This window comes from Streptomyces sp. CA-251247 (genome assembly GCF_050952975.1).
Lineage (GTDB): Bacteria > Actinomycetota > Actinomycetes > Streptomycetales > Streptomycetaceae > Streptomyces > Streptomyces achmelvichensis.
Window position 1 is genome coordinate 6,866,744 of sequence record NZ_CP191861.1, and the last position, 24,702, is coordinate 6,891,445.

Sequence of the window (24,702 nt, forward strand, 5' to 3'; positions counted from 1 at the left end):
GATGGCCGTGCTCAGCCGCCTGGACCGGGCCGGAGACCAGCTCACCTTCTACGTACGGGCCCTGGTCTGGATCCCGAGAACCCTGCGCCGCTATCTCAAGGAAGTGCAACGCCTGCTGGCGGAGGTCGCGTTCGGGAGCGGCGGCCTCGGAGTCGTCGGCGGGACCATCGGCGTGATGATCGCGATGACCCTCTTCACCGGCACCGTCGTCGGCCTCCAGGGATACGCGGCGCTCAACCAGATCGGCACCTCCGCCTTCACCGGCTTCGTCTCCGCGTACTTCAACACCCGGGAGATCGCCCCGCTCGTCGCCGGCCTCGCCCTCTCCGCCACCGTCGGCGCCGGCTTCACCGCCCAGCTCGGCGCGATGCGCATCAACGAGGAGGTCGACGCCCTGGAGGCCATGGGCGTGCGCTCCATGCCATATCTCGTGACCACCCGCATCATCGCCGGTGTCGTCGCGATCATCCCGCTGTACGCGATCGGGCTGCTGTCGTCCTACTTCGCCTCGCGGTGGATCACCGTCGTCTTCAACGGCCAGTCCGCCGGCACCTACGACCACTACTTCCGGCTCTTCCTCTCCCCGGACGACGTCCTGCTCTCCATCCTCAAGGTGCTGATCTTCAGCGTGATGGTGATTCTCGCCCACTGCTACTACGGCTTCCGCGCGGAAGGCGGACCGGCCGGAGTGGGCATCGCCGTCGGCCGCTCCGTGCGCAACGCGATCGTCCTGATCAGCGTCACCGACTTCTTCCTCTCGCTCGCCATCTGGGGCGCGACGACGACGGTGAAGGTGGCGGGATGAACACGACCGTCTTACGCCGAAGGCTTGCCGGAGTGGTCTTCCTGCTGGTGCCCGCCCTCCTGGTGTGGCTGTCGGTCGCCGTGTACGACAAGAAGTTCACCGACGACGCCACGATCACCGTCCTCGCCGGTTCCGTCGGCAACGAGATGCACACCAACGCCGAGGTGAAACTGCGCGGCGTCGTCGTCGGCGAGGTGCGCGACATCCGCGCCGACGGCAAAGGCGCCCGTCTCACCCTCGCCATCGACCCCGGCCGGCTCAGCCGCATCCCCGCCGATGTCACCGTGCAGATGCTGCCGACCACTCTCTTCGGCGAGCGCTTCGTCGCCCTCGTACCGCCCGCCCGCAGCCCCTCGTCCCGCACGCTCCGGGCCGGCGACACCATCACCCAGGACCGCTCCAGCAACGCCATCGAGCTGGAGCAGGTGCTCGACCATGTGCTGCCGCTGCTCACCGCGGTGAAGCCGCAGAAACTCTCCGCGACCCTGACCGCCGTCTCGCAGGCGCTGGAGGGCCGCGGTGACCAGCTCGGCCGCACCCTGGTCACCCTGGACGCGCACCTGAAGAAGCTCAACCCCCAACTGCCCGTCCTCAACCGGGACATCGCGCACCTCGTCAAGGTCAGCCACCTGTACGCGGACGCCGCGCCGGACGTCCTGAAGGCGCTCACCGACTTCACCACCACCACGGGCACCATCGCCGGACAGCAGGCCGAACTCGCCCGCCTCTACGGCTCGACCACCACCACCGCGCAGGACCTCACCACCTTCCTGCGCCACAACAAGGAGAACCTCATCCGGCTCGCCGCGGTGAGCCGCCCGACGCTGGAGCTGCTCGCCCGCTACTCGCCGTCGTTCCCCTGCACCCTGCGCACCCTCGCCGGCTTCGTGCCCGCCATGGACAAGGCACTGGGGAAGGGCACCGACCGGCCCGGACTCCATGTCGATCTGACCACCGTGCCCTCCCTCGGGAAGTACGTGCCCGGCAAGGACACACCCGTCTACGACGGAGGCGACGGACCGCACTGCTACGCCGTGCCCTACAACGGCACACCGGCGCCCGCCGCTGCGGAAGCGGCCGCACCGAGCCTCGGCCTGCCCAACTCGCCCCAGGAGAACCAGCTCGTCAACGAACTGATGGCACCCGAACTGAAGAAGGCGCCGCGGGACCTGCCCGACTGGAGCAGCGTCCTGACCGGGCCCGTCTACCGCGGCACGGAGGTGACGCTCAAGTGAAGCGCCGCAGCATCGCCGGACCGCTGGTGAAGTCGGTCGTCTTCATCGTGGTCACCGTGCTGGCCACCACCGTCCTGGCCGTCAGCATCGCCAACACCGGGGTCGGCGACACGGCCCCGTACACGGCACGGTTCACCGATGTCACCGGACTGATCGAGGGCGACAGCGTACGGATCGCCGGGGTGAAGGTGGGCCAGGTCGAGTCCGTCAGAGTCGCCGACCGCCGCGAGGCCGAGGTCTCCTTCAGCGTCCGCGAGGGGCGCAAGCTGCCCGTCTCGGTGACCGCCTCGGTCAAGTACCTCAACATGGTCGGGCAGCGCTACATCGACCTCGACCAGGGCGCGGGCCCTGTCGGACAGTACCTGGCGGCCGGCGACACCATTCCCCTGAAGCGCACCACACCCGCGCTCGACCTCACTCAGCTCTTCAACGGCTTCCAGCCGCTCTTCGAAGGGCTGTCACCGAACGAGATCAACGATCTGGCCTCCTCGATCGTGACCGTCCTCCAGGGCGACGGGGGCACCGTCGACAGCCTGGTGAAGCACGTCGGTTCCCTGACGACGACCGTTGCCGGCAAGGACCAGGTCATCGGTCAGGTCATCAAGAACCTCAACATCGTGCTCAAGACCGTCAACGACCGCGAGGCGGGGTTCGACCAGCTCGTCGACACACTCCAGCGACTGGTCAGCGGATTCTCCGGCGACCGCAAGCCCCTCGGCGCGGCCGTGGTCGCCATGGGCGGACTCACCACCGTCACCGCGGACCTGCTGACGGACGGCCGTGCGCCGCTCAAGAATGACATCCGGGAACTCGGCCGTCTTTCTCGGCAGTTGGGCGACAACAGCCCCGCCATCGAGAACTTCCTGCAGAAGACGCCCGCCAAGATGCAGGCCCTCACCCGGCTCGCCTCGTACGGGTCCTGGCTCAACCTCTATCTCTGCGAGGCGAAGGTCAGCGGCGTCACCACGTCGGACGGCAGCACACCGCCCACGGGCATCGGGATCAGCGAACCGAGGTGCCAGGGATGAGGATGACTATGCCCGGCCGTATCAAGCCCATCAGGGAACGCAACCCGGTCGCCGTCGGCCTCGTCGGACTCCTCGTCCTCGCGCTGCTCGGCCTCGCGGCGTTCCGTGCCGATTCCCTGCCCCTCGTCGGCGGCGGCACCACCTATACGGCGGAGTTCACCGAGGCCGCCGGACTCACGGACGGCGACGAGGTCCGCATCGCGGGGGTGAAGGTCGGCGAGGTCACCTCCGTCGGTCTCGACGGCGACAGGGTGGCCGTCGGCTTCCGGGTCGAGGACGCCTGGATCGGCAACTCCAGCACGGTCGCCATCGCCATCAAGACGCTGCTCGGGCAGAAGTACCTGGCCGTCGACCCACTCGGGACCACCGGCCAGAACCCGTCCGAGCGCATCCCCGCGAGCCGCACCACCTCCCCGTACGACGTCACCCAGGCCTTCAACGGACTGGGCGAGACCATCGGAAAGATCGACACCGCGCAGCTCGCCAAGAGCTTCGAGACGATCTCCGCGACCTTCAAGAACTCCCCGCCGAACGTGCGCACCGCCGCGACCGGGCTCTCCGCACTCTCCCGCTCCGTCTCGCAGCGCGACGCCCAGCTCGCCGCGCTCCTCAAGAGCAGCAGACAGCTCTCGCGCACCCTGGACGGCAAGAAGAGCAGCTTCGAGATCCTGCTGGAGGACGGCAGCCTGCTGCTCGGTGAGATCCAGGCCCGGCGCGACGCCATCCATCTGCTGCTCACCGGCACCAAGAACCTCGGGATCCAGCTCTCCGGGCTGGTCGAGGACAACCGACAGCAACTGGCCCCCACTCTGGCCGCGTTGAGCAAGGTCACCGGGGTGCTCCTGAAGAACCGCACGAGCCTCGACCGGACCCTCGCGCTCGCCGGACCGTACTACCGGCTCGTCGGCAACACCCTCGGCAGCGGGCGCTGGTTCGACAACTACCTCTGCGGCCTCGTCCCGCGGAACTATCTGCCACCCGGCACGCCTCCCACGACCGGATGCATGCCGCCCAAGCCCTCAGGCGGTGCCTCATGAACCTCCGCCGGATCGTCGGGATCACCGCCGGGCTCGCGGTGATCGCCGTCGCGGGAGTGTCCGGGGCGATGGCGCTGAAGGAAGCCGAATCCACCCGCGTCACCGCCTACTTCAGCCGGGCCACCGGTGTGTACGAGGGCTCCGACCTGCGGGTCCTCGGTGTCAAGGTGGGCACGGTCGACACGGTGAAACCGGTGGGGGACCAGGTGCGGGTGACCCTGCTGCTCGACCGCGACGTCGAGGTCCCCGCGAACGCCCACGCCGTCGTCGTGGCCCCCAGCGTCGTCGCCGACCGCTACATCCAGCTGGCCCCCGCCTACCGCGGCGGCGCACGGCTCGAGGACGGAGCGGTCCTGCCCTCAGAGCGCAACGCCATGCCACTGGAGGTCGACCAGCTCTACGCGTCGATCACCGAACTCAGCACCGCACTCGGGCCCAAGGGGGCGAACGCAGACGGCGCGCTCGCGCGTCTCTTCGACACGGGCGCCGCCAACCTCGACGGCAACGGAAAGGCGATAGGCGACTCCGTCGCACAGTTCGGCAAAGCGGCACGCACGCTCGACAGCAGCAGCGGCGACCTGTTCGGCACCCTGGAACACCTCCAGTCCTTCACCGCCATGCTCAAGAAGAACGACGGCACGGTGGCCAAGGCCGAACAGCAACTCGCCACCGTCACGGGCTTCCTGGCCGATGACAAGGAGAACCTGTCGGCCGCTCTCAAGGAGCTCGGCAAGGCGCTCGGCGTGGTGAAGGGCTTCATCAAGGAGAACCGTGCCGGGCTCCAGAAGAACGTCGACGCCCTCGTACCGCTGACCCGGACCCTGGTCGACCAGCGCGCCTCACTCGCCGAGGCGATGGACACCGCGCCTCTCGCCGCCGGCAACCTGATGGCCGCGTACGACCCGGTCCACCGCACCATCAACGGCCGCGCCGACATCAACGAACTCAGCTACGGCGGAGATCTCGTCACCCCCGACGGTACGAATCCACTGGCCGGCCTGGTGCCCGTGGCGCCGAACCGGCAGAAGGCCCTGCCGGGTCTGCCGCTGCCGCCCGTCGGCACCGTCTACGGCACCCCGGACAAGCGTCGGGGGGCTTCCCGGTGAGGAACACGCGCACGGCAGCCGCGCTGACCGCGCTCGCCCTGGGCCTCGGGCTCACCGCCTCCCGCTGCTCGATGCCGGAGCTGTCGGGCATCGAGCAGCTGCCGCTGCCCGGCGGTGCCGACCTCGGCAGCCATCCTTACGAGGTCACCGCGGAGTTCGAGGACGTCCTCAGCCTCGTGCCACAGTCCGCGGTCAAGGTGAACGACGTCGCCGTCGGCCGCGTCACCGGGATCACCCTCAGTTCCCAGGACTGGTCCGCGAAGGTCACCATGCGCATCAACGGCGACGTGGAACTGCCCGCGGACGCCTACGCCCACCTGGAACAGTCCAGCCTTCTCGGCGAGAAGTACATCCAGCTCTCACCGCCGCCCGCCAGGACCCGGGCGGCGGCCGCCACCCAGGCGGCGGCGGGCAACCTCGCGGACGGAGCGGCCATCCCGATCGCCCGCACCAACCGCAACCCCGAGGTCGAAGAGGTCTTCGGAGCGCTGTCGCTGCTGCTCAACGGCGGCGGCATCAACCAGATCAAGACCATCGCCACCGAACTCAACAAGGCCATCGGCGGACGCGAACCCCAAGTCGCCTCCGTGCTCAAGCGGATCGACACCCTGGTGACGAGCCTCGACAACAACAAGGGCAACATCACCGCCGCCCTCGACGGCGTCAACCGGCTCGCCGCCACCCTCGCGACCCGCAAGCAACAGGTCGGCCAGGTGCTCACCGGACTGAGCCCCGGCCTGTCCGTGCTGGAACAGCAGCGCGGCTCCCTCCTCACCATGCTGCGCGCCCTCGGCACCCTGTCCGACGTCGCCGTGGACACCGTCAAACGGAGCAAGGCCGACACGATCGCCGACCTCAAGGCACTCGGGCCGACGCTGAAGGCGCTCGCCGACTCGGGGAAGGCCCTGCCCGACTCGCTCCAGGTGCTGGTGACCTATCCGTTCACCGACGAGGTCCTGCGCGGAGTGAAGGGCGACTACCTCAACGTCTATCTGAACGTGGCGGCGGTCCCCGGCACACAGATCATCCCCGAGCTCACACCCCCGGGGGCGCAGGCGCCCGCGCGGAGGGGCCGTGACGCGGCGCTCCCTCTGCCCCTTCCACCCGTCACGACGGACCCCGCCACGACAAAGCCCGCCACGACGGACCCCGCCACGACCGCGGAAGGGAGCCGCTGATGCTCACCACCGCCACGCGCCTCAAGAACGTGGCCTTCCTGGTCGTCGCCGTCCTCGTGCTCGGCTTCGTCGGCATCCGCTACGCCGACCTCGGCCGGTACGCGGGACTTCAGGACCACTACACCGTGCGCGTCCAACTCCCGCACACCGGCGGTCTCTTCACCCATTCCGACGTCACCTACCGCGGAGTGTCGGTCGGCCGGGTCGGTCCCATCGAGCTGCGCGAGGACGGCGTCGAGGCCGAACTCCGTATCAAGGACTCGGCACCGCCCATCCCTGCCGACCTGGAAGCCGTCGTCGCCGGTCTGTCCGCGGTCGGCGAGCAGTACATCGATCTGCGGCCGAGGAACAACGCGGGCCCGTACCTGAGCGACGGCGCGGTCGTCGCACAACGCGACACCCGCGTCCCCGCGCCGGTCACCGACGTCCTCACCAGCGTCGACGCCCTGGCTTCCTCCATCGACACGGAGTCGCTGCGCACGGTCGTGGACGAGTTCGGTGCCGCGCTGAGCGGACGCGGCGACGACCTCCAGGTGCTGCTGGACAGCGGCGACGACTTCGTCCGCGCGGCCGACCGGGCGCTCCCGGTCACCACGCGGCTGATGATCGACAGCGAGACCGTGCTCCGCACCCAGACCGAGCAGGGACAGGCCCTCAAGTCCTTTGCGACGGGGGCGAAGGAGCTCGCCGGACAGCTGAAGGGGTCCGACGCCGATCTGCGGCGCCTCATCGCCGCGGCGCCCGACGCGGCCGGCCAGATCAGCGGCCTCCTGCGCGATCTCGACCCGGCTCTCGGGGTGGTGGTCGCCAATCTGCTCACCACCTCCCAGGTCGCGGTCACCCGGCAGCGCGGCATCGAGGAACTGCTGGTCCAGCTGCCCGCCGTGGCCGCCGCCGGATCGACCGCGATCACCGGCCAGGGAGCCCGCTTCGGCATGGCGGTGACGTTCTTCGAACCGCTGCCGTGCACCGCCGGATACGGCGGGACCGCCTATCGCAATGGCCTCGACACCTCACCCGCCGCGGCACTCAACACCAGGGCACGCTGCACCTCGCCGGCCGGCAGCGGAGTGAACGTCCGCGGCAGCGCGAACGCCCCCGGCGGCGGCGCGGTGCCCGACCCCGCGGTACCCGGCTCCCTGCTTCCGCCGGCCGCCGGGACCGACGGAGCCGACGGAGCAGGCACAGCCCGCTCCGCGGCCGAACGCCTTCCGGGGCTGCTCGGACTGCCGTCGGTCGCGGGCACCCCGCCCGGCCTCGGCGGGCTTCTCGGACTGGAGGCGGGCGATGACTAGGACGGGGCGATCCTTCGCGGAGCAGCGCGGACGCGTGGTGTCGGGGACTGTGGCCGTCCTCGCCGTCCTGTTCTGCGCCGTCTCCGCATGGTCGTACGGGCAGTCACGCGGCGACGGCTCCCTCGCCCACGCCACATCGCGCGACGAAGTGCTGGCCGATGCCAAGGAGCACATCGTCCGGCTCACCAGCTTCGACGCCGATGATCCGGCCGCCGGGCGGCAGGAGTGGCTCGATGCCTCGACCGGCCCGCTCCACGACGAGCTGAAGCGGGTGAAGGCGCAGAAGGGCACCACCACCCGCGCCACGGTCACCGACGCGGCGCTCACCGCCCTCGACACCCGGGCGGGTACCGCCGAACTGATCGCCACCGTCCGCGTCGAACGGGCAGCCGTGGCAGGCGTCACGGCAGGTGCCGCGACCGGCAGCGAGCGCAAACGGCTGGAGGCCGTCCTCGCCCGCACCCCGGACGGCTGGAAGGTCCAGTCGCTGAGCGCGGTCCCGGTGGGTGGCGCATGAACAGCGAAGCGGCACAGGCGGAAGCGGAAGAAGTGACGCAGGCGAAGACGGGGCCGGAGGCGGGCACGAACGCCGAAGCGAGGCCGGAAGCGGGGCCGGAGGGGCAGGTGGGCACGCAGCCGGACGCGGGCCCGCAGCGTTCGCCGGCCGTCCTCCGCCGCCGCACACTCGCCGTCGTCGCCCTCCTGCTCGTGCTGGTACTCGGCGGCGCCGCATTCCTCCTCGCCACCGCACGGTTGAACGACACACCCGCCGCCCGCAACCGCGCGCTGACCGACACCGCGGCCACCACCGAGGTGATCGAGGACGTCAGCGGTGCGCTCACCCAGGTCTTCTCCTACACACCGGCCGGCACGGACACGACCCGGCAGGCCGCCCGCGGCCTCCTCGCCGGGAAAGCCGCCCGCCAGTACGGAGAGCTCTTCGGCCAGGTCGAGAAACGGGCGGCCGAGCAGAAGCTGACACTCACCACCCATGTCGTACGGGCCGGGGTGACCCGGCTGACCGGTCACAGCGCCCACCTCCTGGTCTTCCTCGACCAGGTCGCCGAGCGCCGCGGCAAGCCGCCGGCCACCGCCGCCGCCCAGCTGTCCGTCACCGCGGAACTCCGCGGCGGACGCTGGCAGATCGTCGACATCGCATCCCGATAGGGAGGGACAGGACCATGGCAGGGACGAGGAGGAATCCGCTGCTCGCCGCGGCGCTCGCGCTGACGGTCGTGGCGGCCGGGTTCGCGGGCTGGGGCGGCTGGTCCTGGTACGCCGCCGCGCACGACGACTCCGCCGCGTACGCGCGGGAACGGGACCGCGTACTGACCGCGGGGGAGCAGGCGGTGCTCAATCTCAACACCCTCGACCACCGTGACGTCGACGGGGGCCTCGACTCCTGGGAGGACTCGGCCACGGGTGAGCTGCGCAAGCAACTCACCGCCGGACGAGGCCAGTTCGAGAAGCAGATCCAGCAGGCCAAGACCGTCACGAGCGCCCAGGTGCTGTCCGGCGCGGTCACCGAACTCGACGACCGCGCGGGGCGGGCGAGCGTGCTGGTGGCTCTGCGGATCACGGTCACCGCCCCCACCGGCAAGCCCGCGCGGAAGGAAAGCCGGATGCTCGGCGAGCTCACCCGTACGCCCGAGGGCTGGAAGCTCAGCGCCCTCGGTCAGGCACCCGTCGGCAACACCGCGGCCGAGTGACGAGAGGACCCCGGACATGTCGACAACCCGCCATCTCATCAACCGCCGGAGGCGACTGGCGACCACGGGCCGCCCCGGTACCGCGCCCGGCGACACACTGACCTCCGACCGTCCCGCGACCGCGACGGCCGGAGGCCCGGCGCGACGGCCGGCCGTACGCGAACGCGGCCCCGGTGCACCGGAGGAGCTCGCCGACGTGAAGCCGGCGGCGGCCCGCGGCAGTCGGCTGCTCGCCGTGCTGTGCGCCCTCGTCGTCCTGTCGGGAGGCTTCGCCGCCTTCGCCGGTGCTCAGGCGTCCGACCTGCGCGACGAGCCGGCCGTACGCAACGCCGCCTTGGCCGACACCGCGCGCACCAGCGAGCTGAAAGGCCGCGTGACGACGGCGGTCGAGGCGCTGTTCTCCTACAACTTCGCGGATCCCGGCGGCCTGGACCGGGCCGTGAAGGAGCATCTGACCGGCAAAGCGGTCGCGCAGCACGCCGCCATGCTCGCTGCCGTACGCAAGGAAGGGCCCCGTCAGAAGCTCGTCCTCACCACCACCGTCACCGAGAGCGGCGTGGAACTGATCGACGGCGACCGGGCCCGGGTGCTGGTCTTCGCCGACCAGAGCAACACCCGCACCGCGACGAAGGGTGAGACGACCTACGCCGCCGCCATGCTCGCCGTCGACGCCGTCCGCTCCGACGGCACGTGGCGCCTCGCCGCACTCGACACGTTCGGGGAGGGGGCATGAGGCGCCCGCGCGGTGCACGCGCCCGCAAGCGACTCGCCGGAAGCGTGGCCGCGGTGGCGGCGATGGCGGCGCTGACCGCCTCCCAGGCACCGGGATCCGTCCGCGAACAGCCGGCCGTCGAGACCAACTCCGAGTCCGAGTACGGGACATGGGCCGAGCCGCCGAACGACGACTCGTACCACACCGAACTGCCGCCTCTGCGCCCGCCGCCCGGGCCCATCCGGCCGGGCGGGCCGTCCGGAGGCGTCCGGACCGGCGTCGTGCGGACCGAGTCGGGCATCCCCGCGACAGTTCTCGCCGCCTACCGTCACGCGCAGACAGTGATCGCCCGCACCGATCCGGGCTGCCGCCTGCCGTGGCAACTGCTCGCGGCGATCGGCAAGGTCGAGTCCGGCCAGGCGCGCGGCGGGCGCGTGGACGCCTCGGGCACCACGCTCTCGCCGATCCTCGGCCCGGTCCTCGACGGCAACGCCTTCGCCACCATCAGGGACACCGACGGGGGCGCGTACGACGGCGACCCGCGCTACGACCGTGCGGTGGGGCCGATGCAGTTCATCCCATCCACCTGGGCGCGCTGGGGCCAGGACGCCAACGGCGACGGACGCAGGGATCCGGGCAACATCCACGACGCGGCCCTCGCCGCCGGACGCTATCTGTGCGCCGGCGACCGCGATCTGACGGTGCCCGCGGATCTGGACCGGTCGATCCTCAGCTACAACCACTCACGGGCGTATCTGCGCACGGTCCTGGCCTGGCTGGACTTCTACAAGTCCGGCGCCCACCCCGTACCGGACGGCACGGGCGTCCTGCCCGGGAGCCCCGGTGCGGGCGGCAGGACTCCTGCCGTGCGTCCTGTCGGGAAGGGGAACGGGAGCAGTGGAGGCATCGTCGTCGGTCCCACGCCGACGCCGGCGCCGACCGTCCGGCCCCGCCCGACACCCGGCCGGCCTCCGGGGCCGTGGCCGCCCGGCGGTCCCACCTCGCCGCCGCCGACCGGCTCGCCGGATCCGAGCCCCTCGCCGGATCCGACCCCCTCACCGGATCCGCCGGATCCGAGCCCGACACCCAGCCCGACACCCCCCGACCCGTCGCCCTGCCCCTCACCCGATCCGACACCCTCGCCCCAGCCGTCGTCCCCGGAACCGTCGCCGAGCAGCAGCCCCGGCGACGATCCCTGCTCACCCCTCCCGGGGTGACAGCACCTCGGCGAGGTCGTACGACACCGGCTCCTCCAACTGGGTGTACGTGCAGGTGGCCGGTTCGCGATCCGGACGCCAGCGGCGGAACTGCGCCGTGTGCCGGAAACGGTCACCCTCCATGTGGTCGTAGCCGACCTCGACCACCCGCTCGGGCCGCACCGCCACCCACGACAGGTCCTTCTTGCCCGTCCAGCGGCTCTGGGCGCCGGGCAGCCTGGCCCCCTCGTGGGCGGCCTCCTCGGCCCAGGCCGCCCACGGATGCCCCTCGGGGGAGTCCATGAGCAGCGGCGCCAGCTCCTCGATCAGCTCCGCGCGCCGTTGCATGGAGAAGGCGGCGCAGACGCCGACGTGCTGGAGCGCGCCCGAGTCGTCGTACAGACCGAGCAGCAGCGATCCCACGACCGGCCCGCTCTTGTGGAGCCGGTAGCCCGCGACCACGGCATCGGCCGTGCGCTCGTGCTTGATCTTGAACATCAGCCGGGCGTCGGGGCGGTACGGCACATCCAGCGGCTTGGCCACCACCCCGTCGAGCCCGGCGCCCTCGTACTGTTCGAACCACTGCTGGGCCAGCTCCACATCGGTGGTCGCGGGCGCGAGATGAATGGGTGGCGCGGCGTCCGCCAGAGCGTGGGCCAGCGTCGTCCGCCGCAGCGACAGCGGGGCGTCCAGCAGGGCCTCGTCACCCAGAGCGAGCAGATCGAAGGCGACGAAGCTCGCGGGCGTCTGCTCGGCGAGCATTCGCACCCGGGAGTCGGCCGGGTGAATGCGCTCGGTGAGCTTGTCGAAGTCCAGCCGGCCCTCGTGGGCGATGACGATCTCGCCGTCCACCACACAGCGGTCGGGGAGCTGGGCCGCCAGATCGGCGGCGAGCTCCGGGAAGTAGCGGGTGAGCGGCTTGCCCGTACGGGAGCCGATCACCAGCTCGTCGCCGTCCCGGTGGACGATCGCGCGGAAGCCGTCCCACTTGGCCTCGTACTGCATGCCGGGCGGGATCTTCTTCACGGACTTGGCGAGCATCGGCTTCACGGGAGGCATGACCGGCAGATCCATATCGCGATTGTCCAGTATGCGGGGGAACTCGGCACGGCCTACGCTGACGGGCATGGCCGGAGCGGTGGAACTGGAAGTGGGAGAACGGACCGTACGCGTGTCCAATCCCGACAAGGTCTACTTCCCTGAGCACGGTTACACGAAGCTGGACATGGTCCGCTACTACCTGGCCGTCGGCGACGGCATCACCCGGGCCCTGCGGAACCGTCCCACTACCCTCGAGCGCTACCCCGACGGGGTGACCGGCGAATCGTTCTTCCAAAAGCGCGCGCCCAAATACCTTCCCGACTGGATCCCGACGGCCCACATCACCTTCCCCAGCGGCCGGTCGGCCGACGAGATGTGCCCGACGGAACCCGCGGCCGTCATCTGGGCCGCCAACCTCGGCGCCGTCACCTTCCACCCCTGGCCGGTGCGCCGTGACGACACCGACCACCCCGACGAGCTGCGCATCGACCTCGACCCGCAGCCCGGCACCGACTACGCGGACGCCGTCCGGGCCGCTCACGAGCTGCGGGCCGTGCTCGACGAGGCGGGACTGCGCGGCTGGCCCAAGACGTCCGGTGGCCGCGGCATCCATGTCTTCGTGCCGATCGAACCGCGCTGGACCTTCACCCAGGTCCGCCGGTCCGCCATCGCGGCCGGCCGGCTGCTGGAGCGCCGTATGCCGGACCGGGTGACGATCAAGTGGTGGAAGGAGGAGCGCGGCGCGCGCATCTTCGTCGACTACAACCAGACGGCGCGGGACCGCACGATCGCCTCCGCCTACTCCGTACGGCCCCGGCCGCACGCACCCGTCTCCGCCCCGCTGCGCTGGGAGGAGGTCGACGACGCCAGGCCCGAGGACTTCGACATCATGACGATGCCCGGCCGGTACGCCGAGGTCGGCGACGTCCACGCCGACATGGACGACCACCGGTTCAGCCTGGAGACCCTGCTGGAGGCAGCGAACAGGGACGAGGCCGAGCACGGCCTCGGCGATCTGCCGTATCCGCCGGAGTACCCGAAGATGCCGGGTGAGCCGAAGCGGGTGCAGCCCAGCAGGGCGAAGAAGCCGGACTGACGACGGAATGACGACGGAATGACGAGGGCCCCCTCCCGGTGTGCGGGAGGGGGCCGTTGCCGTCCGGAGGAGCGTCGTGGCCAGGACTCGGCCTAGAGCTCCTGGATCCGGATGTTGCGGTAGGAGATGACATCCGTCGTGCCGTGGACCTGGAGTCCGATGTAGCCCGACGCGTACCGGCGGCCGTCCGTGCCGGGGTCGTCGCCGCGCGGCGGGACGAAGTCCTGGCCGCCGGTGTTCTCGAACTCGTTGATGAGGACACCGTTGCGGAAGACCGAGTAGTGCTGGCCGACCACGCGGATCTCGTAGTCGTTCCAGGTGCCCTTCGGCGTCACACCCGCACCGGCCAGGCCGACACGGTCGAAGCCGTAGATCGAACCCGACTTGTACATGTCGCCGTCGGGCCGGTCCAGGACCTGGATCTCATGTCCGTACTTGATCGCGACCCACTCCGGACGCGACTCCTCCGGGTTGTCGTGGACGTTCGGGAAGCGGACGAAGACACCGCCGTTGGCGTTGCCGGTGCCCGGTGCGTCGTCCCGCCACTGGAGCTTGAGCGAGAAGTCGCCGTACTGCCTCTGCGGGAACCACAGCATGCCCATGCCCGGCACGGTGGTGCTGCTGGTCATGGCGCCGTCACCGCTGAGCGAGAACGAACCGCCGCCCACGTGCTGCCACTTGCCGAACGTGCTCTGGGTGCCGTCGAACAGATCCTTGTAGCCGGTGTTCTGGCCCGGCTTGCCGATGCCGGACTGCTTGGCCGCCTTGTAGATCTTCTTGTGCTCGCGCTGGTCGATCACATTGTCGGCGAGCAGCTTGTCGACGACCTGGTCCACGTGCTTGAGGAACAGCGCGTGCGAGGACCAGTCCTTCTCGTCCTCGATCAGTTCGTTGATCGTGCAGCGGCTGCGGGTCATACGGTTGGGGATGCCCGTGTCGACCGTGCCGACGATCACGGTCAACCGCTCGTCCCACTCGGGGCAGTTGGGCGCCGGGACGCCGCCGCCCTCCGCGACCGTGAACGACACCTTCTGCGCGGCCGAGGTATTGCCTGCCTTGTCGGTCGCCCGGTGCAGAAGGGTGTGGAAGCCCACCCGGTCGACGAGCACCGGAGCGGTGTAGGCGAGGTACGGGCCTCCGTCGAGGGAGTACTCGACCTTGTCGACACCCGAGGCGCCCTCACCGGAGTCCGTGGCGGTGACGGTCACCTTGGCGCTGGTGACATACGCGCCGTCGGAGTTCTTCTCACCCGTCACCCCGGCCGAGGTCTGCGGCGGGGTCTTGTCCACGACGGGCGGCGCGACCACCGTGAACTGCACGGACTTCTCCGCGGCCGCGTTGCCTGCCTTGTCGGTCGCCTTGAAGCGGACCGTGTGGGTGCCGACGGCGTGCACCATCACCGGTGCCGTGTAGGGCTGCCAGGCGCCGGAGGCGCCGATGGCGTACTCGATGGTGTTGACGCCCGAGCCGGTGTCGGACGCGGTGACGGTGACCGTGGCCATGTCGAGGTACTGGCCCTGTTCGTTCTTCTCACCGGTCACCGTCGCCGAGGTCTCCGGCGGGGTCTTGTCGTCCGTCGGCGGGGCGACGACCGAGAAGTCGGCCGCCTTCTCCGCGGCGACATTGCCGGCCTTGTCCGTGGCCCGGTACCGGATCTTGTGCGTACCGACCTCGTTGACGACGACCGGATTGGTGTACGCCTGCCAGGGACCGTCGGCCCCGACCGCGTACTCGATCTTGTCCACCCCGGAGCCCGCGTCGGTCGCCGCCACCGTCACGGTGGCCTGACCGATGTAGGCGCCCGCGGCGTTCTTGTCGCCGTCGACCTTCACGGTCGTGTCGGGCGCCGTGGTGTCCTCGCCGGTGCCCTCGGTGACGGTCAGGATCCCCTGCATCGAGCCGTGGCCCGGAATGGTGCAGTGGAAGAGATACCGGCCGGGGGTCAGGGTGACCTCGGCGGTGTGCTTGCCGCCCTGGTCGTCATTGGGGTTGGCCAGGATGTTCAGCGGTACGTCGTTGTTGTACTCGGGGTCCGAGACGTCGAAGGTCAGCGTGTGCGGCATCCCGGTGGTGTTCCCGGTGGCCTTGCTGTTCTCGAACACGATCGTGGTCGCACCCGCCACCGCCGTGGTGGGGAAGGAGAGATAGCGGTCGATCGGGTCACCTGCGGTCCAGGTGAGCACCTGGGCCGCTTCCCGGTCGTCGGTCTGCCCGTAGGCGGCCGCGGACATCAGTCCGACGACCATGGCCACGGACGCCAGCAGGGCCGTCCACAGGCTCGCTGTCCGGTGTCTGACGAATCTCACTGTGCCGCCTTCCGTGCCAGCTTGTCGGCGGACGGCGTCGCCTCGCCGCCCTTGTACGTCACGCGCCACAACGCCGACTGGGCGTCCGAGGTGAAGAACCCGCGTCCGTAGTCGAGGACGTAGAGCGAACCGTCGGGGGCGAACTTCCAGTCCATGAGGTTGCGGATGCCGCCGTTGCCGACCGGGATGATCTTCTTCAGGGATTCGGCGTGGACCGGGATGCCGCCCTTGCCGACCGTCTTCGGGTCGGTGAGGACCGCGTGCCGCGGCTGGTCGCCGTCGTAGAAGTCACCGACGAACCACTTGCCGTCCCAGTAGGCCGGCCACTTCTCGGTACCGGTGCTCGCCGCGTCATAGCGGTAGACCGGGCCGTTCATGGTCGCCTGACCGCCGCCCTTGAGCCACGGCATGAGCAGCTTCTGCTCCTCCGTCTTGTAGCTCGGGATGCCGTTGGCGTCGCGCGGGTAGTCCACGCCACCGCCCTGCGGCGAGTACCAGATGGTGTTGGAGGCGACGGGCGGCAGATTCACCAGGCCGTCGTTGTTCGGCGACTCGTTCTTCGGCGCGTCGCAGTTGTACCAGCCGAGCGGCTGGTTCGGGTCGGGCAGATTGCGGTCGCGGTAGGGCTGCTTGTTGCCCATGCAGTACGGCCACCCGTGGTTGCCCGCCTTGGTGATGGCGGAGAAGGTGTCGTACTTGGCGGGGCCCCAGGTCGTCGACGGCGCGCCGGCGTCCGGGCCGACCCAGCCCGCGTACAGCGTGTCGGTCGTCTTGTCGACGAAGATGCGCGCCGGGTTGCGGACGCCCATCACATAGATCTCGCCGCGGGTCTTGCCGCCGCCCTCGTCCGGCTCCTGGCCGGTGAAGAGGTTGCCCGCGGGGAGCGTGTAGGTGCCGTCGTCCTCCGGGTGGATCCGCAGGATCTTCCCGTTGAGGTTGTTCGTGTTGCCCGCCGTGCGGCGCGCGTCGGCGAACGAGACACCCTTGAAGTTGGGCTGCGGGTTGTTGCCCGAGTAACCGCCGCTGAAGCCGGACGAGTTGTTGTCACCCGTCGCGATGTAGAGGTTCTGCTTCGAGTCCCAGGCCAGCCCGCCGCCCGCGTGGCAGCAACTGTGGATCTGCACCGGCCACTTGAGCAGGACCTTCTCGCTGGCCATGTCCAGCTTGTTGGTCGCGGGGTCCAGGGTGAAGCGAGAGACCCGGCGCTCGGCCATGTGCGTCTCGCGGTTGATCTGCGAGTGCGGGGTGTAGTGCAGATAGACCCAGCCGTTGGTCCGGAAATCGGGGTCGAGCTCGATGCCGAGCAGCCCCTCCTCGACCTTGATCAGCTCGTCGCCGCCGCCCTTGTTGCCGAAGACGGTGAGTGAGCCTGCCAGGGTGACCTTCTTGGTCGTGGGGTCGTAGACGTGGATCTCGCCCTGGCCCTTGCCCATGTCCGGGTTGTTCCAGTCGGTGATGACGGGCTTGCTGGAGTCCGCGCCGCCGCGCCCGATGTAGAACACGCGCCCGTCAGGAGCCGTCACCAGTCCGTGCGGCTCACCGATCTGGTCGTTCTGCCCGGGCTGGTTGGGCTGGGTGACGCGCTGCGCCGTGTAGTTGGAGGTGATCGTCGCCTTGCAGTCGGCACGCGAGATGCGGCTCGTCCAGGCGAGGGCGCCGCGCAGATGGTCGCGGAAGTCGACCTCGGCGAAGCTCTCGGCCGTACCGCCCATGCCGGTGTAGAAGGAACGCCCGCCGTCGTAGTCCCGGCACCACGAAATGGGGTGGTCCCAGCCGTTGGCGCCGGCCGCCGGAGTGAACGAACTCTCCTTGAGGCGCGCCACGGTGTGAACACTGCCGGAGGGATTCGCCGACCAGTTGAACCACTTGTCCGGCCGCTTCCACTGCAACGGCAGCGACGTGGTGGCCGGATGCCGGCGGTCGCCGACCTCGACGACGGCCCGCTGGACCGAGCTCGCCGCACCCGCGGGACGGGCACCGATCAGCCCGGTGAACCAGTCGGAGTACGGCTCGGTCCGTGCCGCGTCATGGATACCGAGAAAGCCACCGCCCGCCTCCAGATAGGACTCGAGCCCTGCCTCCTGCTCCGGATCGAGCACATCGCCGCCTCCGGTCAGGAAGACGACGGCGTTGAACCGTCCGAGCTTGGTGGCATTGGTGAACACGGAAGCATCGTCCGTGGCCTCGGTCTTGAACCGGCCGGCCGCGGGACCGGTGAGGCCGATGTTCTCGATGGCCGCGATACCGGCGTTGACGACCGGCGACTCCTCGGTCGCCGAGCCGTGGAAGACCAGGACCCGCACATTCTGGCCGCCGGGAGGCGACGGCAGGGACAACGTTGTCGACGGCGGTTCCGGGTACGGTTTGGCCGCCGCGACATTCCCTCCGCCCAGTAGCGACACGGTCAGTGCGCCGGCCCCAAGTACCGCGGCCAGAGCGCTTCTTCGGGACCTCGACCTGTGTGGTGTGCGCTGCATGTGGTCACCCACCCCTCTTTGGTCACAACAACAGCCTCGGAAACTAGACCTCTTTTCGTGGTTCGCCAATAGATACGACCGGAGTGGCACGAACTTTGTCCTGAGTGTGGATAAACGAAGATCACCCGGCTACCGTGTGGCCGTCCCCGGGGTCACACACGCCCCGTCAACCTCCGCGACAGACATGGGGAGTTCGGCATGGACAGACGGAGCTTCAACAGGCGGCTCCTGGCGGGAGGCGCCGTCGCGGCGACCGGGGCGACATCGTTGTCTCTCGCCTCCGCACCGACCGCCACCAGCGCGCCGACGGCCGCGGGCGCGGCGAGGACCGCACCCGCCGGCGGCGTGGTGCGCCATATGGAGCTGTACGCCGAGAAGTTGCCGGACGGTCAGATGGGCTACGGGCTGGAGAAGGGCAAGGCGTCCATTCCCGGCCCGCTGATCGAACTCAACGAGGGCGACACGCTGCACATCGAGTTCGAGAACACCATGGACGTACCGGTCAGCCTGCACGCCCACGGGGTCGACTACGACATCGCCAACGACGGCACCAAGCTCAGCAAGAGCCATGTCGAACCGGGCGCCACACGGACCTACACCTGGCGCACGCACCTCCCGGGCAAGCGGGCGGACGGCACCTGGCGTCCCGGCAGCGCCGGTTACTGGCACTACCACGACCATGTGGTGGGCACCGACCACGGCACGGGAGGCATCCGCAAGGGGCTCTACGGCCCGGTGGTCGTGCGCCGGAAGGGCGACATCCTCCCGGACAAGCAGTTCACGATCGTCTTCAACGACATGCTGATCAACAACAAGCCGGCCAACGCGAGCCCCAACTTCCAGGCCACCGTGGGCGACCGGGTCGAGATCATCATGATCACGCACGGCGAGTTCTACCACACGTTCCATATGCACGGTCATCGCTGGGCGGACAACAGGACGGGTCTGCTGGAGGGTCCGGCGGACGTCAGCCGGGTGATCGACAACAAGATCACCGGACCGGCGGACTCCTTCGGCTTCCAGATCATCGCGGGCGAGAACGTCGGCCCCGGCGCCTGGATGTACCACTGCCATGTACAGAGCCACTCGGACATGGGCATGGCCGGGCTGTTCCTGGTGGCGAAGGCGGACGGCACGATCCCGGGGTACGAGCCGCACCACCCGACAGGCGCGAAGGGTGCGGCGAAGAAGGGCGCGGCGGAGGCGGGTGGCCACAGCCACTAGGGAGTGTCCGCAAAGTATCGTCGTCCGCCCGAAGGGCGTCGCGAACCAGACGAGACTTTGCGGACACGACCTAGGGGCCTTCCGTTCGGATCAGGCCGGCTCTCAGTGGCCGAGGTCCAGCACGCACCACTCGCTGTACGGCTCCGACTGCACGTACAACCGCGGACCCCGGTTCACGAGCCGCCGCCGGCCGAGCTCGCCGCCGTCGGGCAGGACGAGCGTTCCGTACGCCACCGGCTCGGCGGCGGTCTCGGTGAGCAGGCACATCACCAGGCGGGAATGGTCGTACCCGTGGCCGCCGAGCAGGGCGAGACGGTCACCGTGGACGGCGAGACCGTGCGTGCCCTTCACCGGACCTGTGCGTACGGTGACCGGCTGCCCGTCCCGGATCTCCAGCAGACCGGTACGGGTGCCGGCCCAGGCCGCGTGGGCTCCCACGTTCAGGCTGAGGCAGTCGGCCGTACCCGCCGGCCCGGGCAGTGCCACGAACTCGCCGAGCACTCCTCCCGTGAGCGACAGTCGCCGCACGGCGGGCCCCTGCGCGATCCACAGCGCGCCCGACGCATCGGTCAGCACATGGTCGACATCGCCACCGGCATCGAGGGTCCAGGACGCCCTGCCCTGCGCGTCGAAGATCTGGATCCGGGCGGTGTCGGCGACGACGAACCCGCCGTCCGGCAGTGCGTCCAGCCGGGGGTTCCGGGCGGTCACGGCGCTCAGCTCGGTGGCGTGGGCGCTGCCGCCGTCCACGGTGACGACGAGCGCGTCGTACGGAACGCGGTCCGAAATACCGTCCGAAATGCGGCCCGAAATGCCGTCCGAGGCGCCGTCCGGAGGGTTCTCGGAGACGTCGTCCGGTACCTCGGGAGGCCCGGCGAGCAGCCAGTGCGCCCGCCCGGCGGCGTCGACCGTGCTGTGCAGCACGTGCAGCCGGGCGTGGGCACGCGGGAGACGGGCGTAAGGGGTGAGAGAAGTGGCTGTCACGGTGCTCCTCGGCAAGGGCTGAACGGACGGTCCGCGGGTCTCGGGGAGGTCCGGCGGCGCACGGGCCGAGGGCGGCAGCGCGGGGCGTCTACCGGGCACGGGCCTTTCTGCTCGTCATGGCCGGAATCCTGCATGAGGCCGTGACCTCGGCACAAGGGAGTTCACCTGCGCTTCGGGTGCGCAGGCCCGGGATCGGTAGCAGACTCGGGCGAGAGCACCACGGGACCCCACGAAGGAGCGCACCATGCTCAGCACCCGTTTCGTCACAGGCTCTCCGAACTGGCTCGACCTCGGCACACCGGACATCGAGGCGGCGACCGCCTTCTACGGCGGCCTGTTCGGATGGACCTTCCAGTCGGCGGGTCCCGAGGCCGGCGGTTACGGAATGTTCCAGCTGGACGGCAAGACCGCGGCCGGCGGCATGCAGGTCCCCCTGGAGCAGAGCCCGCCCGGCTGGACGGTCTATTTCCAGACGCCCGACGCGGACGCCACCGCGCAGGCGGTGCAGCAGAACGGCGGCTCGGTGATGTTCGAGCCGATGGACGTCTTCGACCTGGGCCGCATGGTGGTCTTCACCGACCCGTCGGGCGTCGGGTTCGCGGCCTGGCAGCCCGGCCGGAACAAGGGCCTGGACGTGGTGAACGACACCGGCTCCCTGTGCTGGCTCGAACTCAACACCACCGCCCCGGACGCGGCCCTCGCCTTCTACGACAAGGTCTTCGGCTGGGAGACCACGTCCATGCCGTTCCCCGACGGCAGCGGCATGTACACCATGATCAACCCGGCGGGCGAGGGCGCGGAAGCGATGTTCGGCGGCCTGGTCCCGGTCCCGGCGGACGCCCCGGAGACGGAGGGCCCGTACTGGCTCCCGTACTTCGAGGTCGAGGACTGCGACGCGGCGGTGGCGAAGGCGGAACAACTGGGCGGCCGGGTCACCATGCCGGTGGTCGAGGCGGAGGGAGTGGGCCGCTTCGCGAGCCTGGCGGACCCGGCGGGCGCGAGGTTCGCGGTGATGCAGCCGGCGGCGCAGGAGTAGCCGTGGCGGGGGGTGGTCGCGGGAGGGCTCGGGGTTGGGCTCGCGGTTGCCTCCGGGGCCTGTTGATGCGTCGTTGATCCGGTGTTTATCGGCACAGGAGAGCGTGTCCGCATGCCGATCAACACCATCACCGATGACGAACTCTCCTGGCAGGAGACAGCACTCTGCGCGCAGACGGGCCCGGACTTCTTCTTCCCGGCCCCGGGCTCGTCGACGCGAGAGGCGAAACAGCTGTGCAGGGCGTGCGAGGGGCGGGTGGCGTGCCTGGAGTACGCGCTGGCGCACGACGAGAAGTTCGGGGTGTGGGGTGGGCTGTCGGAGAAGGAGCGGTACCGGTTGAAGCGGAGCCGGGGCTGATGGGGCCTCACGTGGTGTGAACTTTGCCGCCCGTGATGAGCCCGGCCCGCTCGGCGAGGGCGTCGTCCTCAGGACTGCCGTCGGGGATGTGGCCGGCGGGGGCCTCGGGCACGACGCGGACGGGGAAGTGCCCGCCGACGGGCGAGACGACGCCGCCGAAGCGGGGGTCGCCGGCGAACCAGATGGTGTCGGGCTGGGGGTTCTGCTTCTGTGCGAGGTTCACGGAAAACGGGGTGAAGCGCAGTACCGGTGCGTGGTCATCGCTGAACCTGATCATGATCACCTTGGGGCTCTCGCCCGTGCGACGGGGATATTCGCAGGGGTAGGCGCGCCATGGATACGTCTCGAGGATGGTAGCCACGCGTCTGGTCCGATGCAGCGCCAAAGCGGTCACCCACACCAGCAAGGGGTAGAGGCATAGGCTGACCAGCGCCAGTCCGACAAGTTTGCGCAGCGATTGGCCGACGCCCGCATACACGGAAAAGGCCATCAGGCAGATAACGAGGGTCAGCCACGCCCAGCGCTTGGCGACGAGGTTGCGGTGGCCCACCACGGTGGGCTGATGATCCAGGGCTGATTGGCACGCGGGCAGAGAGGGCGGCTGTGCGGTCATGAGAAGAGCTCCAGAATGCGAGAGGCGCGGGGTGCGGGTGCCTCCACGGGATGGGGCGGTGTGAACGTCATCGTGTGACCGATTGCCTCAAGGATGTCCGTGTAGGAATCCGCATGACGGGTCGCTGCGCTCGTCAGATCGGCCACGGCAACGTGCTGGCTGCCCGGGCACGAGAATGTGAGGCGCGCCTGGAAGACGTCAATCGGTTCGACCGTGATGCCCATCTGCCTCAGCGTTGCGGGCGGAGGTGCGGCCAGTGTCCCCGCCACCAGCGCTGCCGGGCCGACGGACAATTCCAAGAGTTTGCGTGTGTGAGCTCTCCACAGGGGAGACTCCACGATGGACAGAGCGCTCTCGGCGACAGCCAGAATTCGCGTCGGCGCAGAGTTGGTGATCATGGCCAGCGTGAAGATGGAAAGACTGGTGCCGTCACTTCCGTCGGGATGTACGCCGATCGACGCCAGCATGCTGCGGCCTTCACGTACGGTGGCGAGCAGTTCGACCAGTACCTGGGCGTCGACGAGGGCCCTTTCGACGACATCTGTCCCGTCAAGGATCGGGGCCAGAACAGCCGTCGTTGCGTGTTCCAGTTCGTCCAGCGTGACATCGTCCAGCGAGTGATAGCCGGGTGGCAGCCGGAACCACATGGGCGGTGGATTGGGTGAGCGATTGTTCGACATCAAGTGGAGTGCCTTGCTATTTGTCGTCAGCGAACAAGTGAAGTCCAGGCATGGGCCAGCTTGGCTCCGGAGCTGGGACCGTCATCGACAACGGCTCGAACGCCGTCAGCACCAGTAGCGCTGTTCGCGAAGGTCTCGTCGTCATCCAGTGGCGTGTAGTGGCTGACTGCTGTGGCCGCCCCCGCGGCGGGTAGACCGTATTTCACCGACTCCTTCACTGCGACAGGCGTGCTTTGCAACGCCCAACCGGTGAGCGGGTTTTCTACCCTTCGCATGTCGTCCATGGCAGTCCTCGCCCCACCGGAGAACCCTTCCGTCCCGGCGCGCATGGCAGCCATGGCTCCCGTGTCCGCGACGGCTCCGCTGGCGTGAACGGCGGCGGACGCCGATTTCGCGCCGTGGGCGATGGCTGCTACACCGGGCACCGACCCCAATGCGTCGCCGGTCAAGGTCACTGTGCTGTCCCAGAAATCAGCGTCGAACTTTCCCTTCGTGAATCCGTCTTTGAGCGACTTGTGAATCCTGGAGTCGGTGGCGTGAAGGGCGAGCGCGCCGATGCTTGCGCCGGTCGCAACGAAGAGCAGCGCCAGCCCGAGCGGTGCACAGACCGGGCCGAGAACCAGGGCAAGGAAGCCAGCTCCAGCGGAAATGTCGGACAGGACGTCACCCAGGTCCTCGTCCACCCACTTCAGGAACCTGTCCAGCACCCCCGGCTCCTTCGGCGCCAGCCGCTCCGTCGCCTCGTTCAACCCCTTCGCGATCCGCCCCGCCTCCGCCCCATGCGCCTCCTCCAGCTCCCGCGCCAGCCTCCGCACCGACGCCAGCGCCTCCCTTGCCCTTGTCACCGACTCCGCCGCCGCCCGCAGTTCCGGTTCCGGCGTCGACGCGGCCGCTCGCAGCCGGTCGTGGTGCGCCTCCGCCTTCGTGATCGCCGCCGTGTCCAGCTTCGCCTGGGTGTCGTAGCGGCGGGCCGTCGCCTGGTAGCTCACCAGGTCGTCGTGCCAGCGGCCCAGCTGTTTCGCCGCCTTCGAGACCGACCGGTGCGCGTTCTTCAGGTACCTCGGCAGTTCACCGTCGATCGCGGCGCGGAACGCGTCCGCCGCCTCGCCTCGCCAGAACGAGCTCTGGCCGAGCAGCTCGCTGACCAGGCGGTGCGCCGTGCCCAGGGCCTCCGCCGAGGAGGTGAGTTTCGTCTGGAGCGTGGACACCGCCGACGGGTTTCCCGGAACCGGGTTCCAGCCCAGGTGCGGGTAGTCAGGCGCGGGGGTCACCGACGTACACCGCCTTGAAGGCCGCCGCGATCGCGCGGTTCACCTGGACGTAGCCCTGGTGGCTGAGCCGCACGCCGTCGTTGACCGACCTGATCCGCCCGTTCAGTTGCTCCGCGCCGTACTTCCAGCGCCGCTGGAACCCGTCGCACGCCTCGTCGAGTTCCTTTGTGCCCAACTGGTCCGCCCGTACATGCTCCAGTGCCCCTCTCGCCTCGGAGAGCGACGTCAGCGAGCGGTCCAGCGCACGTGAGAACCGGCCCAACTGGTCGGTGTCCACCTGAAGATCACGATCCATGGCCGACCACCTTGGCAGATC

General features: G+C 69.5%; 24 protein-coding genes. 16 read left to right on the top strand and 8 right to left on the bottom strand.

The features are described 5' to 3' along the window. Position 1 precedes the first annotated feature (1 nt). From ACQPWZ_RS30555 to ACQPWZ_RS30610, 12 genes are all read left to right on the top strand, one after another. Positions 2–805 (top strand): MlaE family ABC transporter permease, encoded by an 804-nt coding sequence (locus ACQPWZ_RS30555; protein WP_313942988.1) that lies wholly within the window; start codon positions 2–4, stop codon positions 803–805. Continuing rightward, positions 802–2,040 carry an MCE family protein gene (locus ACQPWZ_RS30560; RefSeq protein ID WP_433572947.1) on the top strand — a complete coding sequence of 413 codons (1,239 nt, stop codon included), beginning with the start codon at positions 802–804 and terminating at the stop codon, positions 2,038–2,040. The genes ACQPWZ_RS30555 and ACQPWZ_RS30560 overlap by 4 nt, the downstream gene beginning before the upstream one ends. After that, positions 2,037–3,068 carry an MCE family protein gene (locus ACQPWZ_RS30565; protein ID WP_433572948.1) on the top strand — a complete coding sequence of 344 codons (1,032 nt, stop codon included), beginning with the start codon at positions 2,037–2,039 and terminating at the stop codon, positions 3,066–3,068. The genes ACQPWZ_RS30560 and ACQPWZ_RS30565 overlap by 4 nt, the downstream gene beginning before the upstream one ends. Next, entirely contained in the window at positions 3,065–4,105 is a 1,041-nt protein-coding gene (locus ACQPWZ_RS30570; RefSeq protein WP_340476493.1) for an MCE family protein, read from the top strand. Before ACQPWZ_RS30565 ends, ACQPWZ_RS30570 begins: the two co-directional genes overlap by 4 nt. Beyond that, positions 4,102–5,211 carry an MCE family protein gene (locus tag ACQPWZ_RS30575; protein ID WP_433572949.1) on the top strand — a complete coding sequence of 370 codons (1,110 nt, stop codon included), beginning with the start codon at positions 4,102–4,104 and terminating at the stop codon, positions 5,209–5,211. Before ACQPWZ_RS30570 ends, ACQPWZ_RS30575 begins: the two co-directional genes overlap by 4 nt. A gap of 71 nt (positions 5,212–5,282) precedes the next feature. Then, a complete protein-coding gene (locus tag ACQPWZ_RS30580) occupies positions 5,283–6,389 on the top strand; it encodes an MCE family protein (RefSeq protein ID WP_433573890.1) in 1,107 nt (368 codons plus the stop codon). After that, the gene (locus ACQPWZ_RS30585; protein ID WP_433572950.1) at positions 6,389–7,684 is read left to right on the top strand and encodes an MCE family protein; all 1,296 of its coding nucleotides are present in this window, start codon (positions 6,389–6,391) and stop codon (positions 7,682–7,684) included. Before ACQPWZ_RS30580 ends, ACQPWZ_RS30585 begins: the two co-directional genes overlap by 1 nt. Continuing rightward, complete coding sequence (locus ACQPWZ_RS30590; RefSeq protein ID WP_433572951.1) at positions 7,677–8,201, top strand: hypothetical protein; 525 nt, start codon at positions 7,677–7,679, stop codon at positions 8,199–8,201. The genes ACQPWZ_RS30585 and ACQPWZ_RS30590 overlap by 8 nt, the downstream gene beginning before the upstream one ends. Continuing rightward, positions 8,198–8,851 (top strand): hypothetical protein, encoded by a 654-nt coding sequence (locus ACQPWZ_RS30595; RefSeq protein WP_433572952.1) that lies wholly within the window; start codon positions 8,198–8,200, stop codon positions 8,849–8,851. The genes ACQPWZ_RS30590 and ACQPWZ_RS30595 overlap by 4 nt, the downstream gene beginning before the upstream one ends. A gap of 14 nt (positions 8,852–8,865) precedes the next feature. Further along, positions 8,866–9,393 (top strand): hypothetical protein, encoded by a 528-nt coding sequence (locus tag ACQPWZ_RS30600; RefSeq protein WP_433572953.1) that lies wholly within the window; start codon positions 8,866–8,868, stop codon positions 9,391–9,393. Positions 9,394–9,409: 16 nt separating this feature from the next. Continuing rightward, positions 9,410–10,126, top strand: coding sequence for a hypothetical protein (locus ACQPWZ_RS30605; RefSeq protein WP_433572954.1), 717 nt, complete (start codon positions 9,410–9,412; stop codon positions 10,124–10,126). Next, entirely contained in the window at positions 10,123–11,322 is a 1,200-nt protein-coding gene (locus ACQPWZ_RS30610) for a lytic transglycosylase domain-containing protein (protein WP_433572955.1), read from the top strand. The genes ACQPWZ_RS30605 and ACQPWZ_RS30610 overlap by 4 nt, the downstream gene beginning before the upstream one ends. On the opposite strand, the gene ACQPWZ_RS30615 is transcribed toward ACQPWZ_RS30610, so the two are convergent. Beyond that, entirely contained in the window at positions 11,305–12,375 is a 1,071-nt protein-coding gene (locus tag ACQPWZ_RS30615) for an ATP-dependent DNA ligase (protein WP_433572956.1), read from the bottom strand. The two genes, ACQPWZ_RS30610 and ACQPWZ_RS30615, sit on opposite strands and share 18 nt — an antisense overlap. A 52-nt stretch (positions 12,376–12,427) precedes the next feature. On the opposite strand from ACQPWZ_RS30615, the gene ligD reads away from it, so the two are divergent. After that, positions 12,428–13,438, top strand: a complete 1,011-nt coding sequence (gene ligD, locus ACQPWZ_RS30620) for a non-homologous end-joining DNA ligase (RefSeq protein WP_433572957.1) — start codon at positions 12,428–12,430, stop codon at positions 13,436–13,438. Between the two features lie 92 nt (positions 13,439–13,530). Here the strand turns inward: ligD and ACQPWZ_RS30625 are convergent, their stop codons facing one another. Both ACQPWZ_RS30625 and ACQPWZ_RS30630 read right to left on the bottom strand, forming a co-directional pair. Further along, complete coding sequence (locus tag ACQPWZ_RS30625) at positions 13,531–15,684, bottom strand: OmpL47-type beta-barrel domain-containing protein (protein WP_433573891.1); 2,154 nt, start codon at positions 15,682–15,684, stop codon at positions 13,531–13,533. Positions 15,685–15,740: 56 nt separating this feature from the next. Continuing rightward, entirely contained in the window at positions 15,741–18,221 is a 2,481-nt protein-coding gene (locus ACQPWZ_RS30630; protein WP_433572958.1) for a ThuA domain-containing protein, read from the bottom strand. A 198-nt stretch (positions 18,222–18,419) separates the two neighbouring features. Between ACQPWZ_RS30630 and ACQPWZ_RS30635 the strand changes: the two genes are divergently transcribed. Next, the gene (locus ACQPWZ_RS30635; RefSeq protein ID WP_433572959.1) at positions 18,420–19,445 is read left to right on the top strand and encodes a multicopper oxidase domain-containing protein; all 1,026 of its coding nucleotides are present in this window, start codon (positions 18,420–18,422) and stop codon (positions 19,443–19,445) included. A gap of 102 nt (positions 19,446–19,547) precedes the next feature. On the opposite strand, the gene ACQPWZ_RS30640 is transcribed toward ACQPWZ_RS30635, so the two are convergent. Continuing rightward, positions 19,548–20,429, bottom strand: a complete 882-nt coding sequence (locus ACQPWZ_RS30640) for a hypothetical protein (protein ID WP_433572960.1) — start codon at positions 20,427–20,429, stop codon at positions 19,548–19,550. Between the two features lie 244 nt (positions 20,430–20,673). Between ACQPWZ_RS30640 and ACQPWZ_RS30645 the strand changes: the two genes are divergently transcribed. Then, the gene (locus tag ACQPWZ_RS30645; protein ID WP_433572961.1) at positions 20,674–21,465 is read left to right on the top strand and encodes a VOC family protein; all 792 of its coding nucleotides are present in this window, start codon (positions 20,674–20,676) and stop codon (positions 21,463–21,465) included. A gap of 111 nt (positions 21,466–21,576) precedes the next feature. Next, positions 21,577–21,822 carry a WhiB family transcriptional regulator gene (locus ACQPWZ_RS30650; protein ID WP_313942970.1) on the top strand — a complete coding sequence of 82 codons (246 nt, stop codon included), beginning with the start codon at positions 21,577–21,579 and terminating at the stop codon, positions 21,820–21,822. A gap of 7 nt (positions 21,823–21,829) precedes the next feature. On the opposite strand, the gene ACQPWZ_RS30655 is transcribed toward ACQPWZ_RS30650, so the two are convergent. The 4 genes from ACQPWZ_RS30655 to ACQPWZ_RS30670 are packed head-to-tail and all read right to left on the bottom strand — an operon-like array spanning position 21,830 to position 24,681. After that, positions 21,830–22,435 carry a hypothetical protein gene (locus ACQPWZ_RS30655; RefSeq protein ID WP_433572962.1) on the bottom strand — a complete coding sequence of 202 codons (606 nt, stop codon included), beginning with the start codon at positions 22,433–22,435 and terminating at the stop codon, positions 21,830–21,832. Beyond that, positions 22,432–23,115: a hypothetical protein gene (locus tag ACQPWZ_RS30660; protein WP_433572963.1), complete on the bottom strand. Its 684-nt coding sequence runs from the start codon at positions 23,113–23,115 to the stop codon at positions 22,432–22,434. Before ACQPWZ_RS30660 ends, ACQPWZ_RS30655 begins: the two co-directional genes overlap by 4 nt. A gap of 26 nt (positions 23,116–23,141) precedes the next feature. Next, entirely contained in the window at positions 23,142–24,386 is a 1,245-nt protein-coding gene (locus tag ACQPWZ_RS30665; protein WP_433572964.1) for a putative T7SS-secreted protein, read from the bottom strand. Beyond that, a complete protein-coding gene (locus ACQPWZ_RS30670) occupies positions 24,370–24,681 on the bottom strand; it encodes a hypothetical protein (protein WP_340476508.1) in 312 nt (103 codons plus the stop codon). Before ACQPWZ_RS30670 ends, ACQPWZ_RS30665 begins: the two co-directional genes overlap by 17 nt. Positions 24,682–24,702 lie beyond the last annotated feature (21 nt).

Excerpts from the sequence above, each read along its gene's own strand:
- ACQPWZ_RS30645 (WP_433572961.1), top strand. The coding sequence starts at position 20,674 with ATGCTCAGCACCCGTTTCGTCACAGGCTCTCCGAACTGGCTCGACCTC.
- ACQPWZ_RS30605 (WP_433572954.1), top strand. The coding sequence starts at position 9,410 with ATGTCGACAACCCGCCATCTCATCAACCGCCGGAGGCGACTGGCGACC.
- ACQPWZ_RS30625 (WP_433573891.1), bottom strand. The coding sequence starts at position 15,684 with ATGGTCGTCGGACTGATGTCCGCGGCCGCCTACGGGCAGACCGACGAC.
- ACQPWZ_RS30590 (WP_433572951.1), top strand. The coding sequence starts at position 7,677 with ATGACTAGGACGGGGCGATCCTTCGCGGAGCAGCGCGGACGCGTGGTG.
- ACQPWZ_RS30595 (WP_433572952.1), top strand. The coding sequence starts at position 8,198 with ATGAACAGCGAAGCGGCACAGGCGGAAGCGGAAGAAGTGACGCAGGCG.
- ACQPWZ_RS30660 (WP_433572963.1), bottom strand. The coding sequence starts at position 23,115 with ATGTCGAACAATCGCTCACCCAATCCACCGCCCATGTGGTTCCGGCTG.
- ACQPWZ_RS30655 (WP_433572962.1), bottom strand. The coding sequence starts at position 22,435 with ATGACCGCACAGCCGCCCTCTCTGCCCGCGTGCCAATCAGCCCTGGAT.
- ACQPWZ_RS30555 (WP_313942988.1), top strand. The coding sequence starts at position 2 with ATGGCCGTGCTCAGCCGCCTGGACCGGGCCGGAGACCAGCTCACCTTC.
- ACQPWZ_RS30600 (WP_433572953.1), top strand. The coding sequence starts at position 8,866 with ATGGCAGGGACGAGGAGGAATCCGCTGCTCGCCGCGGCGCTCGCGCTG.
- ACQPWZ_RS30610 (WP_433572955.1), top strand. The coding sequence starts at position 10,123 with ATGAGGCGCCCGCGCGGTGCACGCGCCCGCAAGCGACTCGCCGGAAGC.
- ACQPWZ_RS30570 (WP_340476493.1), top strand. The coding sequence starts at position 3,065 with ATGAGGATGACTATGCCCGGCCGTATCAAGCCCATCAGGGAACGCAAC.
- ACQPWZ_RS30670 (WP_340476508.1), bottom strand. The coding sequence starts at position 24,681 with ATGGATCGTGATCTTCAGGTGGACACCGACCAGTTGGGCCGGTTCTCA.
- ACQPWZ_RS30585 (WP_433572950.1), top strand. The coding sequence starts at position 6,389 with ATGCTCACCACCGCCACGCGCCTCAAGAACGTGGCCTTCCTGGTCGTC.
- ACQPWZ_RS30560 (WP_433572947.1), top strand. The coding sequence starts at position 802 with ATGAACACGACCGTCTTACGCCGAAGGCTTGCCGGAGTGGTCTTCCTG.
- ligD (WP_433572957.1), top strand. The coding sequence starts at position 12,428 with ATGGCCGGAGCGGTGGAACTGGAAGTGGGAGAACGGACCGTACGCGTG.
- ACQPWZ_RS30635 (WP_433572959.1), top strand. The coding sequence starts at position 18,420 with ATGGACAGACGGAGCTTCAACAGGCGGCTCCTGGCGGGAGGCGCCGTC.
- ACQPWZ_RS30650 (WP_313942970.1), top strand. The coding sequence starts at position 21,577 with ATGCCGATCAACACCATCACCGATGACGAACTCTCCTGGCAGGAGACA.
- ACQPWZ_RS30630 (WP_433572958.1), bottom strand. The coding sequence starts at position 18,221 with ATGCAGCGCACACCACACAGGTCGAGGTCCCGAAGAAGCGCTCTGGCC.
- ACQPWZ_RS30615 (WP_433572956.1), bottom strand. The coding sequence starts at position 12,375 with ATGGATCTGCCGGTCATGCCTCCCGTGAAGCCGATGCTCGCCAAGTCC.
- ACQPWZ_RS30580 (WP_433573890.1), top strand. The coding sequence starts at position 5,283 with ATGCCGGAGCTGTCGGGCATCGAGCAGCTGCCGCTGCCCGGCGGTGCC.
- ACQPWZ_RS30575 (WP_433572949.1), top strand. The coding sequence starts at position 4,102 with ATGAACCTCCGCCGGATCGTCGGGATCACCGCCGGGCTCGCGGTGATC.